Source organism: Spirosoma sp. (assembly GCF_048594605.1).
Lineage (GTDB): Bacteria > Bacteroidota > Bacteroidia > Cytophagales > Spirosomataceae > Spirosoma.
This window is the reverse complement of sequence record NZ_JBMDWV010000401.1, coordinates 1-15434: the sequence shown is the minus strand read 5'-3', so window position 1 is coordinate 15434 and position 15434 is coordinate 1. Positions and strand designations below refer to the sequence as shown.

Annotated in this window: 11 protein-coding genes and 1 pseudogene; 6 read left to right on the top strand and 6 right to left on the bottom strand. The window is 47.7% G+C overall.

All coding sequences use genetic code 11. From position 1 onward, the window contains the following. Positions 1-11: 11 nt before the first annotated feature. Together ACOJS8_RS24965 and pbpC are read right to left on the bottom strand one after the other, a co-directional pair. Positions 12-446 carry a nuclear transport factor 2 family protein gene (locus ACOJS8_RS24965; RefSeq protein ID WP_420151282.1) on the bottom strand — a complete coding sequence of 145 codons (435 nt, stop codon included), beginning with the start codon at positions 444-446 and terminating at the stop codon, positions 12-14. Positions 447-506: 60 nt separating this feature from the next. Next, the gene (pbpC, locus tag ACOJS8_RS24960; RefSeq protein ID WP_420151281.1) at positions 507-2873 is read right to left on the bottom strand and encodes a penicillin-binding protein 1C; all 2367 of its coding nucleotides are present in this window, start codon (positions 2871-2873) and stop codon (positions 507-509) included. 110 nt (positions 2874-2983) lie between these two features. Here pbpC and ACOJS8_RS24955 point away from each other — a divergent pair, with 110 nt between their 5' ends. Continuing rightward, positions 2984-4378 carry an MBL fold metallo-hydrolase RNA specificity domain-containing protein gene (locus ACOJS8_RS24955; RefSeq protein ID WP_420151280.1) on the top strand — a complete coding sequence of 465 codons (1395 nt, stop codon included), beginning with the start codon at positions 2984-2986 and terminating at the stop codon, positions 4376-4378. Between the two features lie 93 nt (positions 4379-4471). Here ACOJS8_RS24955 and ACOJS8_RS24950 read toward each other — a convergent pair whose 3' ends face one another. Next, complete coding sequence (locus ACOJS8_RS24950; protein ID WP_420151279.1) at positions 4472-4684, bottom strand: hypothetical protein; 213 nt, start codon at positions 4682-4684, stop codon at positions 4472-4474. A gap of 106 nt (positions 4685-4790) precedes the next feature. Between ACOJS8_RS24950 and ACOJS8_RS24945 the strand changes: the two genes are divergently transcribed. Together ACOJS8_RS24945 and aroC are read left to right on the top strand one after the other, a co-directional pair. Continuing rightward, positions 4791-6245: a BatD family protein gene (locus ACOJS8_RS24945; RefSeq protein ID WP_420151278.1), complete on the top strand. Its 1455-nt coding sequence runs from the start codon at positions 4791-4793 to the stop codon at positions 6243-6245. A 51-nt stretch (positions 6246-6296) separates the two neighbouring features. After that, entirely contained in the window at positions 6297-7406 is a 1110-nt protein-coding gene (aroC, locus tag ACOJS8_RS24940) for a chorismate synthase (protein ID WP_420151277.1), read from the top strand. A 21-nt stretch (positions 7407-7427) separates the two neighbouring features. Here the strand turns inward: aroC and ACOJS8_RS24935 are convergent, their stop codons facing one another. Further along, complete coding sequence (locus ACOJS8_RS24935; RefSeq protein ID WP_420151276.1) at positions 7428-7685, bottom strand: hypothetical protein; 258 nt, start codon at positions 7683-7685, stop codon at positions 7428-7430. A 9-nt stretch (positions 7686-7694) separates the two neighbouring features. Between ACOJS8_RS24935 and ACOJS8_RS24930 the strand changes: the two genes are divergently transcribed. Further along, positions 7695-8696 carry an FAD:protein FMN transferase gene (locus tag ACOJS8_RS24930; RefSeq protein WP_420151275.1) on the top strand — a complete coding sequence of 334 codons (1002 nt, stop codon included), beginning with the start codon at positions 7695-7697 and terminating at the stop codon, positions 8694-8696. 21 nt (positions 8697-8717) lie between these two features. Here the strand turns inward: ACOJS8_RS24930 and ACOJS8_RS24925 are convergent, their stop codons facing one another. Then, positions 8718-10079 (bottom strand): Gfo/Idh/MocA family protein, encoded by a 1362-nt coding sequence (locus tag ACOJS8_RS24925; protein ID WP_420151274.1) that lies wholly within the window; start codon positions 10077-10079, stop codon positions 8718-8720. A gap of 213 nt (positions 10080-10292) precedes the next feature. On the opposite strand from ACOJS8_RS24925, the gene ACOJS8_RS24920 reads away from it, so the two are divergent. Together ACOJS8_RS24920 and ACOJS8_RS24915 are read left to right on the top strand one after the other, a co-directional pair. Beyond that, on the top strand, positions 10293-13310 hold the full coding sequence (locus ACOJS8_RS24920; RefSeq protein ID WP_420151273.1) for a TonB-dependent receptor: 3018 nt from the start codon (positions 10293-10295) through the stop codon (positions 13308-13310). A 223-nt stretch (positions 13311-13533) separates the two neighbouring features. Further along, positions 13534-14847 (top strand): APC family permease, encoded by a 1314-nt coding sequence (locus ACOJS8_RS24915; protein ID WP_420151333.1) that lies wholly within the window; start codon positions 13534-13536, stop codon positions 14845-14847. 11 nt (positions 14848-14858) lie between these two features. Here ACOJS8_RS24915 and ACOJS8_RS24910 read toward each other — a convergent pair. Then, positions 14859-15434 (bottom strand): annotated as a pseudogene (locus ACOJS8_RS24910) (hypothetical protein); the annotation flags it as partial.

The window sequence follows — 15434 nt, the reverse complement described above, 5'->3', positions numbered from 1 at the left end:
CTAAACGGTTACTATTGCGCGGCAGTAAACTGTACGTTAACAATCTTCCAGGAGCCTGTTACCTTAACCGATACGACCGAAAACGCGACTGTTGTGTCGAAAGCCTGCCCCTGAAGGGAACCGTTCGCTTTCCAGATACCCGTCATTACGGCAGCATCGCTATTGTACTGACGCGTTTCAATGTCTGAAACAGCGGCCGTTCCGACCACAAATTCGTCGCCCATTTCCTGCGTCAGTGCATCGCCGTCAATCGTTTCTCCATCGGCCCGAACGAAGCTAAAATCATTGGTAATCAACTTCCCTAACGTAGTACTATCTTCATCAAGCAATGACTTAAAAAACGCAATGCCCAGCGCCGTTGGGTCCTGTGTAGGATCGACTGATTGCTGAGCAAAAGCCGTTGTTGTGAGTAGTAAAGCGATAAGTAGTGTGAATAAATATTTCATGAAGTAAGTAATGGTTTTGACGAACAAAGGTCCGTCATTTGCAGCAAACCAGCGTACTGTTTATTCATTTCTGATAAGCAGATGGATATCTTTACTACGTCCTTTATCGTCTGCACACGAAATTTTTAGAGTGCCCGGCCTCGGTTTAAAAAATACGATGTCGCTCGCTTTGGCCCGCCGATACAGTTTATCATTCAGATACCAGAATACTGTTTGAACGTCACTGGCTGCCTGACAGGTCAATTGCATTTCGGCAGGTTGTTTCGCATTGATAAAATACTCACTTCCGTCGTTCAGGCTGGTTATTAGCGGAGCTGTTCCGCTTGCATCCTGACCTCCGAATACTCGTTCGCAGGCAGGATTATGAGGAGGAACCGTCTTAAACGGTACGTGACGGTTTTGATAAAAAGTTATAAGTTCTGGCGCTACGTTCGGATACGTCCGGCTTACGGCTCCACTGTCTGGCCGACAATGTGCACAGTAAGAGATTGTTTCTGCTACGTTCGTAAAAACGGCTTTTTGGTGCTGGCAGCGATGATATCGCGAAACGCCCATGATGCAATAATCGGTCACTGGATGCGTACAAAATTCGCCGGGAACATCGCCTGTTTCGGGGCAAATAAGCCTCATCGAAAGTCTGGAGTCTGAGCCGGGTTTCGGAAACCAGTTCGTTGACGAATTATAATCCAGTACGTTGAACAGCTGGAAAAGTAAAGGCGTAGCGGTGTTTGCTCCGCTCAATTCGGCGGCACCTGTACCTGAAAAGTTGCCGACCCATACGCCAATTGTATAACGCGGATTATACCCGATACTCCACGCATCACGGCGTCCATAAGAGGTCCCTGTTTTCCATGCGATACGTGGCAAGTGATAACTATTATCAAAATTATTAGGCAGATCAGGCCGGGTAATTTGTGTGAGCGTATGCGTAACGAGATAGGTAGCTTCGGACGAGAGAAGATTAACTTTATCAACGCTACGTTCAGATTCCGGTATAGCTTGAAGATGTAATGGCTCTAACCGTCCTGCATTGGCTAAACTAGTATAGAGCCGGGTCATCTCTTCCAGCGTAACCCCACAGCCGCCCAGAATCATAGAAAGCCCCAGTTCTTTTGCCTGCTTTTTTATCGACGTAAATCCGGCCTTTCGAAGTGTTGCTACAAGAGTTGGGGTACTGATTTCTTTCAATAGAGCTACCGCCGGAATATTGAGCGAGTTAGCCAGTGCAAATTCAGCCGTAACGGGGCCATTGAATCTTCGGTCGTAATTATCCGGCTCGTAGCCGCTAAAGTTCGTTGGTACGTCGTTAAGCTTCGTTTTGGGCGTAATAACTCCGGCATCGAAAGCCAATCCGTAAAGAAGAGGTTTCAGCGCACTACCCGGCGACCGAACTGCGCGGACACCGTCGACCTGACCGCCGTCTAATGTATTGGTAAAATCGGCAGAGCCAACATAAGCCACTACGTTGTGCGACTGGTTATCCACAATCAACACAGCAGCATTGTGGATATTGTAAGCGCGAATCCGGTTAGCATACTGTTGAACCAGACGCTCAGCTGTCGCCTGTACAGATGGATTGAGCGTCGAGTGAATGATGGGCTGATTTGGGATCTCGGCACGTAGCCGACGCGACAGATGCGGAGCCAGTTGGGGCGCATCCCGCCGATAGGCTCTAAGTGGTTCATGTAGTGCATCAGTAATGGCTACCTCATCAAACAGCTTACTTTTTAGAAAGCGATTGAGCCACTTATTACGCTCCTTTACAACGAGTGTATTTTGCGTACCCAATCGCAGACTGGAAGGACGATTAGGAATGATTGTTAACGTAGTGAGTTCAGCTAAACTCAGTAACGCCGGGGGTTTACCAAAATAAAGCAGTGAAGCCGACTTCAACCCTTCGATGTTTCCACCGTAAGGAATCAGATTCAGATATAATTGCAGAATCTCTTCTTTAGAATAATGAAGTTCCAGTTGCATAGCCCGGAACAGTTCGATCAGTTTGCTCTGATACGTCCGCTCACGTGGCTCCAGCAATCGGACCGTCTGCATCGTAATGGTCGAAGCGCCGGATGTTCGTCGGCCTGTCAGTACATTGCGGGCGGCAGCACGTATCATGGCAACCGGATTGAACCCAGGATGATAGAGAAAATATTTATCTTCTTTAAACAGAATGGCTTCGCGGAGTGTGGGCGTAATTTCGGATAGTTCGGCGTACATCCGCCATTTATCGTCCCGGCTTAAAAACGCGTGTAGAATAGAGCTATCGCGGGCTGTGATTATGGTGGCGTACGGTACATTTACGGAGCAGGGAAATAAAAAATCCAGGCCTAGAAAAATCAATAAGGTCACGGCTATGGTTTTCACCAGACGTAGCGACCAGAACCGTTTGGCGATGTCATGAACGTTCCTCAATATTGGCCTAAGCATTGTCATGCGTTCTGTGACTTCCTGACGTAGTGCAGGGTCAGAAAAGAAGCGTATATGAACGAAATCCCTTAATCAACGAAACCTACCGGTTAGCCGGTGCAATTTAAACAATGACGATTCAATTTTTCGGCGCGGCCCGAACCGTAACGGGCAGCAAACACCTACTCACTACGGCCAGCGGCACACAGATTCTTCTGGATTGCGGTCTGTTTCAGGGAATTAACACGGACGAGCTAAACCAGCAGTTCGGCTTTGATCCTGCGCAGGTTGACTACATGGTACTTTCTCATGCGCACATCGACCATACAGGCCTGCTTCCCCGTCTGGTGCGTCAAGGGTTCAAAGGCCCAATCTATACGACATCGGCTACCATCGACTTATGTGAAGTGATGCTCATGGATAGCGCCCGGATTCAGGTACGCGATCTGGAACGGGTAAACGAACGTCGGAAACGTCGGGGCGATCCAGAACTCGAAACACTATACGACGAGGCTGACGTGCAACGCGCGCTGGATCAAATGCGGCCTGTTGAATATCATAAACCGTTTATTATTTCCGACGAAGTAACCGGGCTCCTGACCGATGCTGGCCATTTGCTTGGCAGCGCAGCCGTCAGTCTCACTATCCGGGAGAACGGAATCGAAAAACAGCTTTTTTTTAGTGGCGATATCGGGCGACCAGATGATAAAATTTTGCGTGCACCTGATCCGTTCCCACAAGCCGATTACATTATCTGCGAATCTACTTATGGCGATCGTCTTCACGAAGCAGAGCCCGATATGAAAGCCCATTTGCTACGTATCGTTCAGCAGACCTGTGTCGAAGGCCGCGGAAAACTTATCATACCTGCCTTTGCCGTCGACCGTACTCAGGAGCTGATTTACGCCCTCGATCAATTATCGAGCGAAGGCAGACTTCCCAGGTTGCCCGTTTATATTGACAGCCCTATGTCGGTGAAAGCGACGTCCATTATGCGCAACCATGAGGAAGACTTCAACCCCGATATTCTTGCTTATATCAAAAAGGATGGCGATGCTTTTGGTTTCCCGAATCTGCACTACGTAGCGGACGTAGCCGACTCCAAAGCCATTAATACTCTCGACGAGCCCTGCATCATTATTGCACCGTCGGGAATGGCCGAAGCGGGACGTATCAAACATCATATCAAAAATAACATTACCAAGCCCAATACGACAATTTTGCTGGTTGGTTACGCATCACCCAGTAGCCTGGGAGGAGCCTTAAAACGTGGTGATAAGGAAGTGACAATTTTTGGGGATCGATATCCCGTTCTGGCTCGGGTCGAAATCATGGATTCTTTTTCCGCTCATGGCGATTACCGCGAAATGCTTTCTTTTCTGAGCTGTCAGAATCCATCGCAGGTTAAAACAGTGTTTCTGGTTCATGGCGAATACGACAAACAGGTGATTTGGCGACACCACTTACAGGAGGCTGGTTTTCAGCACGTCGAAATTCCGGAGATGAAGCAGAAAGTAACCTTGTGATACATTAGGGTACCCAATTGACAAGCCTTAGCTTGTGATAACAAAACCCCGGCTTTTGGCCGGGGCTGCTGATAAAACAAGAAAAATATGGCGTCATGTAAAGCGCAAACGAGGCACCCGTGTAAAACAGCGGTTCAAGACAACCCGGTATATTTTACCGAATTGAGCGTAACACCAGCGTTTAAGCTGTTTAATTTCTTTAGGGATGAGTAATTTGATAGCTTTGGTTAGTTCTTTTTCGAATAAACCTTTGTCAAAACTCACCTTCTGAAGTATGGTCTTAATATACTCGAGCATTGAGAGCATAGCAATTAATTTTGGGTTAAAGAAGCATATGGATACCGAAAGAGGTTGACTGGTTCGTTCTATACCCGTAACGACTTATTCAAAAATTTGTTGCTCAAAATTAGCAATGTTCCTTGAAATATTCCGTAAATTTCTTGTACTATATTTTTACGCGATAATTGCCTCGTTTGCCCAAGCGCCTGATAATTCACCAGTTATCGAGTTGGGTCAAAGTGATTTTTTGATTGAACGGCCCTTTACTATTTCTATAATCATTCCTAACAGCGAAACTCGCCCTACTATTACTTTTCCGGACATTCCGGGATTCACCAAAAAAGGTATTGTTACCAGTGCAACCCAGACCGAAGTAAATGAAAAAACGATTATCAGTCAAGTAATTACGCAAAGTTATCAGGCACAGGCACCGGGCAGTTTTCGGTTGTCACCTTTTAGTATAACTGTTGACGGTGAAGTTGTTTATTCGGAAGGAACTACACTCGTTGTTCGATCATCGCCGTCAGGATCGGCCTCAGGCGCTATAGTACAAAACAGAACAGATGTTCCACTGGGGGGAGCCGCTTTTCTATCGCTCCAAGCCTCAAAGGCGATCATTTATACAGGCGAAAGTGTAGCTATTACGCTATCGTTCTTTATCGCCGACAACTATCCGTATGTCCTCAATTTTACAGCACTTGACAAGCAGCTGCAGGGGATTGTAAAAAAAATCCGCCCAACTAATGCTTGGGAAGAAAGCTTGAATATCAACGAATTGAAGCCGACACCGGTTGTAATCAGCGGTAAGAAGTTTAGAGAGTACCGCATCTACCAGTCTGTTTTTTTTCCACTGGCAAACCAGCCATTACGTTTACCGGCGGTTTCGCTACAACTGAACCGATCCCGTCCGATCATTGGCCCACCGTCCGCTCAACCCGAAAAAATTGTATTTACCAGTAAGCCTCTTACAGTTACAGTCAAACCATTACCAGCACATGCCTTGCGTGGACGCATACCCGTCGGCTCATTCCGCCTGGAAGAGCGACTGGAGCGGTCACGTGTTGGCGCAGGGCAAAGTGTTCGATACACATTTACGATAGCGGGCGAAGGCAATATTGCTGCGCTTCCAGCTCCGTCTATTACAAATGAGGAAACGACAATGAATATATTTCCTCCCGAGGAGCGTCATATTCTAAGCCATATTGGAAATCAGGTAGTTGGACGTAAGTCCTTTACCTACTTTGTCGTTCCACAACAGAATGGACGAATTTCGTTAGCAGACCGTTTTCAATGGATCTATTTTGATCCACATCAAGCGCGTTATGACACGATTCGACCACGTCTACAATTGCAGGTAGGAGGCAAACATGAGCCCAAAACCGATAAAGCACTCTCACCGACAGAAGCAGCTGACATTAATAAAGAAAGCTCATTCGCATCTCCGGTCGGTCGCTCACTTTATGCAGGACTTGAATCGACTGACAGTACCCAGCAACCAATCAACGTTTCTACGCTAATTCGATCCATAGCTAACGTTTTAATCGTAGTTATGCTATTAGGAATGATCTTTGTTTTTATTAAAAAATAGATCAGCGCATATCCCCGCAGAACATAACGGATAAAACGCGAAATTTGCGCCATGAGCAGTACATACGGAACCTTATTTAAGATTTCTACTTTTGGCGAATCGCATGGTCCGGCCATTGGTGTGGTTATCGACGGATGCCCAGCCGGACTTTCGTTCGATACCGATTTTATTCAGCACGAATTAGATCGGCGTAAACCTGGCCAGTCGCGGATTACAACGCAGCGACGCGAAGCAGATGAGTTTGAAATTTTGTCAGGGGTGTTTGAAGGCCAAACACAAGGAACGCCCATTGCCCTGCTTATTCGTAACACTGACCAACGTAGCAAAGATTACGGTCATATAGCCGAGCAGTTCCGGCCGTCGCACGCTGATTACACGTATCATAGCAAATACGGTTCTCGTGATTATCGGGGGGGTGGGCGATCATCGGCTCGTGAAACAGCCGCCCGGGTTGCTGCCGGAGCTATTGCAAAACTTTTACTGGCTCAACAAGGCGTTCAGATTCAGGCGTATGTATCGCAGGTTGGAAAGCTTAAACTTGACAAAACGTATCAGCAACTAAATCTGGCGCTTTCTGAACAAAACCCGGTACGTTGCCCTGATCCGGAAACGGCCGAAAAGATGTTTCAGTATATCGACGAGACGCGTAAACAGGGTGATTCTATTGGAGGTGTCGTTGATTGCGTCATTACGGGCGTACCTGCCGGCTGGGGCGAACCGGTATTTGATAAGCTCCACGCTGAACTGGGCAAAGCTATGCTAAGTATCAATGCAGTGAAGGGGTTTGAATACGGTAGCGGTTTTGCGGGGGCTGAACTTTACGGTTCTCAGCACAACGACGAATTTTATACAGATGCAGAGGGGCGTGTCCGTACAAAAACGAATCAATCGGGTGGTATCCAGGGCGGCATCAGCAATGGCGAAGATATTTATTTTCGTACCGCCTTCAAACCAGTCGCTACTATTATGCAGGATCAGGATAGTGTCGATATTCACGGCCAGCCTGTAATCGTGTCGGGCAAAGGTCGGCACGATCCCTGCGTAGTACCGCGCGCGGTCCCGATTGTTGAAGCAATGGCCGCGCTGGTGCTGGCCGATATGTCTTTGCGGAATAAAGTATCGCAGATTGAAAAAACAAAAGCAGAATTCTCGGGGATTTGATCTGCGCGATCCGCACTTGTGCTACTGTGTCAAATCTACTACGTTGCCAATGGGATAACGTAGCGAACTATTTTGTTTTATTTTTTTAAAAACGGCCTGCATGATGGCAAATCCCAGAAAACCAAAGCCAATGGCCTGGGCTGCAATGCCAACTGACAGCAGCGTACCCGTTGTTTCCCATTGATGACTTTTTCCGTAAGCACCCAGCCCCATTAAGGCGATGCCCGATAGCCAGAAACCGGCTGCCAGCAGTATATATTTGTTCTTGATAGTAACCATTCGTATGTCTTGAATGTCCGTCTGACTTTTTGCTTTCTGTTTAGTCTGGTTGTGGTAGGAACCGCAGTTCCTGCGCAACCCAATTTGTCGCGTTTTTCGTTCCACCGGGGACTGATGGGTACACAATTTAACGTAATATTTTACGCCCCCGATAGCCTTGTTGCCCAACGCGCCAACGCAGCCGTTTCTGCCCGGATGGACTACCTGAACCAGATTATGAGTGATTATCTGGACGGCTCTGAAATAAACCGGTTATCAGCAACAGCGGGCTCAGGGAAATGGGTACTGGTTACGCCCGAATTATTTGATGTTCTACAAAAAGCGAAAACGATTGCCCGTTTATCAAACGGACGCTTTGATCCAACAATTGGTCAGTTGTCGTTATTATGGCGTCGAGCTGTCAGACGTAAGGAATTTCCAACCAGCAAGGAACGTAGCAGCGCCAGACGTACAGTAGGCTACCGACACATGGAACTGGACAGCGCAACGTATTCGGTACGTTTGCTTAAGTCCGGAACGCGGCTGGATGTTGGCGGTATTGGTCAGGGGTATGCTATCGACGAAGCATTACGTGTGTTAAAGCGTTGTGGAATCCACTCTGCTCTTATCGATATTGGCGGTGATATTCTGGCCGGAGATGCTCCTCCGAACGCTCCTGGCTGGCGGGTAGCGATTGGTTCAGGTCAGCCAGGCGACGCTGATACAACAACCGTTCTGCTCAAGAACGCAGCCATAACTACCTCGGGCGATACGTATCGTTTTCTCGAATACAAAGGCCGTCGCTACTCACACATTATGAACCCACGTTCAGGTTTGGGTATGCGCCACTTTGTTCGGGCAACTGTACTGGCATTGGACGGATACCATGCAGATGCGCTCACGAAAGTTTTCAGCATAGCCGGTATGGTCAAAAGCCGACATCTGGTCCATCGTTTTCCGGGTAACAAATTGCTCATTTTAGAAAACAAACGGGGCCGATTACACAAATGGCAATCGGCCCCGTTTTACTAGTACAAATCAGCTGGCTGAAATTTACACAGTTATTGTCTTGCCCGGAATCGCAATTGGATAGAAGCCATCTTTATCAGGCAAACTTTTAGGCATAGCATCCCAGGCTAGTTTATCGGGGAAGAGATCGATTTGCGAATTCAATGCTTCGTCCCATTTCACCATTTTTCCAGAATACGTAGCCATACGGCCCATTATGGATGTCATAGTACTCTTCGCCGTTCGCTCGGCGTCGGCAAACTTGTATTCTCCTTTCGCAATCGCAGCAAATAATTCGTCATGTTCAATCTGATACGGATTATCAGTGGGCTTAGCTGTGTAGGAAAAAATAGGCTGACCATTATAACCCATCAAGGCACTACTCTTCTTCTCCATACCTTCCACTTTACCTTTGGTACCCAGGAACATCTCGTCTACGCGGCTATACGTTCCTTCGTAATGGCGGCACTGGCTGTTAATGGTCGTACCATCGGCATACACAAAATCAACAATGTGGTGGTCGAAAATCTCGCCATCATCTTTTCCGTTACGTACCTGACGCCCGCCGGTTCCCTGACAGGAGACCGGATAACTATTTTTCACCCAGTTTGCTACGTCGATATTGTGTACATGCTGCTCGGTAATATGATCGCCACAAAGCCAGTTGAAATAGTACCAGTTCCGCATCTGGTAGTCCATTTCAGTCTGATTCGCCTGACGAGGCTTATGCCAGACTCCTCCACTTACCCAGTAAACCTGTCCGCCAACAATATCGCCCAGCGCGCCGTCCTGAATACGCTTGACCATCTCGCGGTAACTAGGCTGGTAACGCCTTTGTAAACCGGCCACTACGTTCAATTTCTTCTTTTTGGCTTCCTCCGCAGCCGCTAATACGCGCCGAATTCCGGGGGCATCCGTAGCAACGGGTTTTTCCATGAAAACATGTTTGTTTTGCCGAACGGCCTCTTCGAAATGGCTGGGGCGGAATCCCGGCGGAGACGCTAGAATCACTACGTCGGCCAGTGCAATAGCCTGTTTGTACGCATCGAAACCAACGAATTTGTGATCTTCTGGAATATCTACTTTTGGCGATCCATCAGCCGCTTTCAACCCCCGCTCCGTTAAGACTTTGTAGGCATCGTCTAAGCGATCACGGTAAGCATCCGCCAGCGCGACGATTTTAATATTTTGCTTCGTACTAAGCGCCTGTTGAGCTGCGCCCTTACCGCGTCCACCGCATCCGATAAGTGCCACTTTAATTGTATCGTTTGCCGAAAAATGGTAACCATAACTAGGTTGATTAGAAGCTTGCGAAGCAAACGGCAGACTACCTAAGATAGCTCCACCAGTGAGTAAGCCAGAAGTTTTCAGGAAATTCCGGCGATCCTGATTTGATTCGTTTGTCATATATGTATAAGAAATCGATGGAGAAAGTTGTCTGATACAGAAGTCAGTACGACTAATATTATACTATTTATGCCAAGTAATTATAAATTATGTATGTAGACCAAAAATTAATTTTTATCAATGTCAAGAAAAATTTGTACAAAAAGAGTACTTCTACGTATGTTTAACGTCAAAGCAGTTTAAGGTTAACCTATTCACTTTTTCTTATTCTTTATGAACAAACTGACTACCTATTTAACGTTTTCGATGCTTTTGGTTTGTCTGCTAAGCGTAGCAGCCATAGCTCAGACGCGTATTGCTGGTAAAGTGACAGACGAAGCTAACAAAGAACCACTGGCTGGTATTAGTATAGCCGTCAAAGGCAAGGTTGTTGGAACAATCACTAATCAGCAGGGTAATTTTTCGTTCACAACCAGTACGCCAACGCCTTTTACGGTTGCTGTATCAGCGGTGGGTTACCAATCGCAGGAATTTGTCATCAACGCTGACCGTACCGATCTAAACGTAAGTCTGAAAGAACAGGCTATTCTTGGTCAGGAAATTGTCGTGGCCGCATCGCGCGTTGAAGAAAGTGTCCTGAAGTCACCCGTATCGGTTGAACGTCTGGACATTCGCTCTTTCCAGGCAACCCCATCCGCCAGCTTTTACGATGCTTTGCAGAACATCAAAGGTGTTGATTTAAGTACGCAGAGCCTTACTTTCAAATCGGTTAACGTTCGAGGCTTCGGATCTAATGGTAATACGCGGGTCGTGCAGATGCTGGATGGCATGGACAACCAGGCTCCGGGACTGAATTTCTCGGTAGGAAATATTGCCGGCGTTTCGGAACTGGACCTGGAAAGTGTTGAACTATTGCCGGGTGCGGCATCGGCTCTGTACGGCCCTAATGCAATTAATGGCTTGTTACTTATGACCTCGAAAAGCCCGTTCCAGTACCAGGGTTTGAGCGCCTATGCGAAAGCCGGAGTAATGAACGCCAGTAATCGGTCGACAGCTACTACGCCTTTTTACGATGCGGCTTTCCGCTATGCAAAGGCCTTTAATAACCGTTTTGCATTTAAGGTTGGCGTTTCTTACCTGACAGCTAAAGACTGGCAGGCAACCGATTACCGCGACCAGAGTTTTTCGAATGGATTCAATCTTGAATCTGGCAATCGGTCCAATAATCCGGGCTACGATGGTATCAATATTTACGGCGATGCCAGTGCAAATCTGTATTCTAACCTTTTCGGAAATGGGCAGCCCGGAACTGGTGCAAACGGTACGTCGGCTTTATTAGGCGCTATTGCCACTACGCAAATTCCACAGGCCGGCAACAGAACCCTACCCCAACTCACCGGGCTGACTCCACAGCAAATTTTCAATAACATCATCCCCAATCTGAATATCTCCCGAACCGGTTATCAGGAGAGTGATCTGGTAAACTACGACGCGACAAACCTGAAACTGAACGGTGCACTGCATTATCGGATAAACGATAACGTAGAGGCTATTTTACAGGCAAACTGGGGAACCGGAACGACCGTTTATACTGGCGCTGACCGCTATTACATTAAAGGGTTCAAACTAGGTCAGTATAAACTTGAGCTACGTGGTTCTAACTTTTTCGTGCGGGCGTACACTACGCAGGAACGTTCGGGCGATGCGTACGCTACGGCCATACTCGGACAGGGAATCAATGAAGCCTGGAGCGGTAGTGCAGCCAAATGGTTTCCAGCCTTTTTCGGGAATTATGGTTTGAACGCATTCCAGGGATACGCAGGTGCTTACTTACAGGCTCTTGGCACTGGTCAAGCACCAGCTGCAGCGCTGGCAGCCGCTCAGGCTTTCGTCACCAGCCAGCAAAGCAATTTATTGAATGCAGCACGCACAGTTGCTGATCAGGGGCGATTTTTGCCGGGATCAGCTGAATTTCAGAATGCACTGAACGACGTAGCAGGGCGCCCTATTCCGGGAAATGCGAACGGGGTTGGAGCTCGTTTCTTAGATAAGACCAATCTCTACCATGCTGAAGCTATGTATAATTTCAGTAAGGTGATCGACCCCAAAATTGTGGAGCTACTCGTTGGCGGTAACGTCCGGCGATATGCGTTGAATTCAGAAGGCACGCTCTTTGCTCGCGATGAAAACGGAAAAGAATTCAATGTTGATGAATATGGTGCGTATGCCCAGGCATCGAAAACAATTGCTGACATATTGAAGCTGACGGGGTCGTTACGTTATGACAAGAACCAGAACTTCAAGGCACAGATAAGTCCACGCTTATCGGCGGTACTAACGCTGGCTAAAGTGCATAATTTCAGGGCTTCGTTTCAGCGCGGTTTCCGTATTCCAACAACGCAGGATCAGTACATTGACCTGAACACGCCAACCGCCCGTTTAATTGGTGGACTGCCTTTATTCAAGCAACGGTATAATTTCAGCACCAATCCAACCTATACATTGCAATCTGTACAGGCATTTGGCGCGGCTTTACAACAGGGCGGGCAGGCAGCTCTGCCACAGGCAATTGCGCTCCTGAAACCAACCGTCGATCCGGGCTACGATCCTGAGCGTGTCGAGACCTATGAAGTAGGCTATAAAGGCTTGTTGGGCAATAAGTTATTTATCGACGCCTATTACTACTATAACCGATTCCTGAATTTTCTGGGTAGCCAGGTTGTGGTTCAGGGAGCTTCGCCGGTGTCGCTCAGTAACCCTGTATCGGCACTTCAGTTGGTGAGCGGTTCAACACGTACTGTCTTTTCTTACCCGGTCAATTCTACGGCACAGGTAAAAAACGCAGGTTGGGCAGTTGGGCTTGATTATTTGCTTCCTGGTAATTTTTCCGTCGGCGCTAACGTATCATCGAATTACCTGATCGACCGGGATCAGCTTCCAGCGGGTTTTGTTACGTTCTTCAACACACCCAAATATCGGTACAATATTACGTTTGGAAGCCGCAACGTAGCACGGTCAGGTTTTGGGTTCAACGTCGTTTATCGCGCTCAGGATTCCTTCTTGTGGGAAGCCAGTTTTGCCAATACGGAAGCTACAGCGCGGCAGCAGACCATTATTCCAGCCTATAGTACGCTCGACGCACAAGTCAGTAAAAAACTTTCAGGGATAAAGTCTATTCTTAAAATTGGTGGGACAAACCTGCTCGGTAAACTTTATACGCAGTCGTGGGGTAATCCGAGTGTTGGCTCCATGTATTACGTTAGCCTGACATTCGATCAGTTAATGAACTAATCACTACGTATCGAATGCGCGTAAAACCCCAGCTTTCTCTGTAAAAGCTGGGGTTTTATTGTCTAATACGCATTTGAAACCGAACTTTTAAACTATTTCTAACCTTTGAGAAATAATTAGTTTACGCCTTGCGCGCCTTTCCCGTACGCCATTGAGCACCAAGCCCTCTTCTGATCACCTTACCGATACGTCGTCAACTGCTCTTCCCCGGCAACTGACGCTTTTGCAAGGTACTGCGCTGAACATGATCGATATGGTCGGTATTGGGCCGTTTGTTGTGCTACCGTTGGTCATCAAAACCTTGGGCGGAGGGCAATTTCTGTGGGCCTGGATACTTGGTGCCGTCGTATCACTGATTGATGCATTCATATGGGCAGAGCTGGGAGCCGCTTTCCCGCAGGCAGGAGGTAGCTATAACTTTCTGAAAATCTCGTACGGCGAACAACGCTGGGGTAGATTATTATCCTTCCTGTATGTTTGGCAAACGCTTATTCAGGCACCTTTAGTGATGGCCTCCGGTGCTATTGGGTTTGCCCAGTACGCTTCGTACCTAATGCCTTTGGAAGAATGGCAACGGAAAGCCATATCGGGAGGAGTGGTTCTGATAATCATTGCGTTACTGTATAGAAAAATTGATTCTATAGGGAAGATTGGCCTGCTAATGTGGGGAGCCGTACTACTAACCTTAGGCTGGATTATTATCGGCGGATTAAGCAATGCCCGGATTCCAATAACAGAAACAATTCAGTCAGTCAACTCGGCGGGTAGTGGACTCGTAGCGGCCAGTTTAGGGCAGGCATCGGTTAAAACGATTTATTGCTATCTGGGCTATTATAATGTCTGTCACTTGGGCGGTGAAATAAAACAACCGACACGTAACATTCCCGCCAGCATGTTTATTTCCATCGTAGGCATTGCCGGGCTGTACCTGTTGATGAATATCAGCGTAGTGAGCGTAGTCCCCTGGCAGATCGCTCAAAACAGCGAGTTCATTGTCAGCACATTCGTTGAAACGCTTTACGGTCCGCAGGCGGCAAAGCTGGCTACCATTCTAATTTTACTGGTGGCGTTCTCCTCGCTATTTGCCGTCCTGTTAGGCTATTCGCGCGTACCTTACGCAGCAGCTGTAGATGGACAATTCTTTCGAATCTTCGCCCGGTTGCACCCGACCCGGCAATTCCCCTACGTATCACTCCTGTTCCTGGGCGGCCTGGGATTTGTATTCAGTTTATTATTCCGACTGGGCGACGTAATTACGGCGATTTTGGCCATGCGAATTGTTGTGCAGTTTGTAGGACAGGCAATTGGCTTGCTATTGCTTCATCGCCGGCGGTCGGCTGACGCCTTTCCGTTCCAAATGCCTTTGTACCCATTGCCTGTGCTGTTGGCAATCAGCGTTTGGTTGTTCGTCTTCTTTTCAACAGGTACACCCTTTATGCTGTCTGGCCTTGTTGTGATTGGCCTCGGTATTGGCGCGTTTGTAGCGTCGGCAGCGATTAGAAAACAATGGCCATTTGAATCTATAAAGCACGTTTAGATTCGCCTGTTTTATGGTATTACCCGAATGCCAATCCAGGCAACATCGTCTTCGCCATTCAGATTATTAGCAGTCGGCGTTACGTTACCCGGCTTTGAATCAGGATCAGGCGTATCTGTCGCCCATAGTTGTACAGCGTTACTAATATAGCCTGGTGCGGTGGCCGTAGCCGTAAAAATTAGCCGTGCTACGTTGTTGCTAGCCAGTGAGGCAATTGTTCCTTCAATAATTGAATAACCGCTCCCACTGCTTACTACGCTCATTCCGGTAGGTGACGCATTGAACGTCATACCGCGCAACGTATCACGAACAACAACATTCGATGCCGCTAATCCACCCGCATTGCCAACACAGATGGTAAAGCTTACTGGTATCCCCGGTTTCGATACGAGATTGCTGCCAGCTATGGATAAAGAAAGATCCGCTTTGTCAGGATCGGGCGCAGGTTGGCTGGAGGCAACGGGCGGCAATGGAACCTGATCGGGATTGGGCGAACTATAGATGCTATCACTCTGGTCAACTGTACGAATACTGACCATGGTTTGATCGTCTTGTCCATCACCTGTACCGGAATTTGGTTGAGAGTC

What these genes read in the sequence shown, in the direction of transcription:
- ACOJS8_RS24950 (WP_420151279.1), bottom strand. Translation starts at nt 4,684, where the DNA reads ATGCTCTCAATGCTCGAGTATATTAAGACCATACTTCAGAAGGTGAGT.
- pbpC (WP_420151281.1), bottom strand. Translation starts at nt 2,873, where the DNA reads ATGCTTAGGCCAATATTGAGGAACGTTCATGACATCGCCAAACGGTTC.
- ACOJS8_RS24955 (WP_420151280.1), top strand. Translation starts at nt 2,984, where the DNA reads ATGACGATTCAATTTTTCGGCGCGGCCCGAACCGTAACGGGCAGCAAA.
- ACOJS8_RS24935 (WP_420151276.1), bottom strand. Translation starts at nt 7,685, where the DNA reads ATGGTTACTATCAAGAACAAATATATACTGCTGGCAGCCGGTTTCTGG.
- ACOJS8_RS24920 (WP_420151273.1), top strand. Translation starts at nt 10,293, where the DNA reads ATGAACAAACTGACTACCTATTTAACGTTTTCGATGCTTTTGGTTTGT.
- ACOJS8_RS24965 (WP_420151282.1), bottom strand. Translation starts at nt 446, where the DNA reads ATGAAATATTTATTCACACTACTTATCGCTTTACTACTCACAACAACG.
- ACOJS8_RS24945 (WP_420151278.1), top strand. Translation starts at nt 4,791, where the DNA reads ATGTTCCTTGAAATATTCCGTAAATTTCTTGTACTATATTTTTACGCG.
- ACOJS8_RS24925 (WP_420151274.1), bottom strand. Translation starts at nt 10,079, where the DNA reads ATGACAAACGAATCAAATCAGGATCGCCGGAATTTCCTGAAAACTTCT.
- aroC (WP_420151277.1), top strand. Translation starts at nt 6,297, where the DNA reads ATGAGCAGTACATACGGAACCTTATTTAAGATTTCTACTTTTGGCGAA.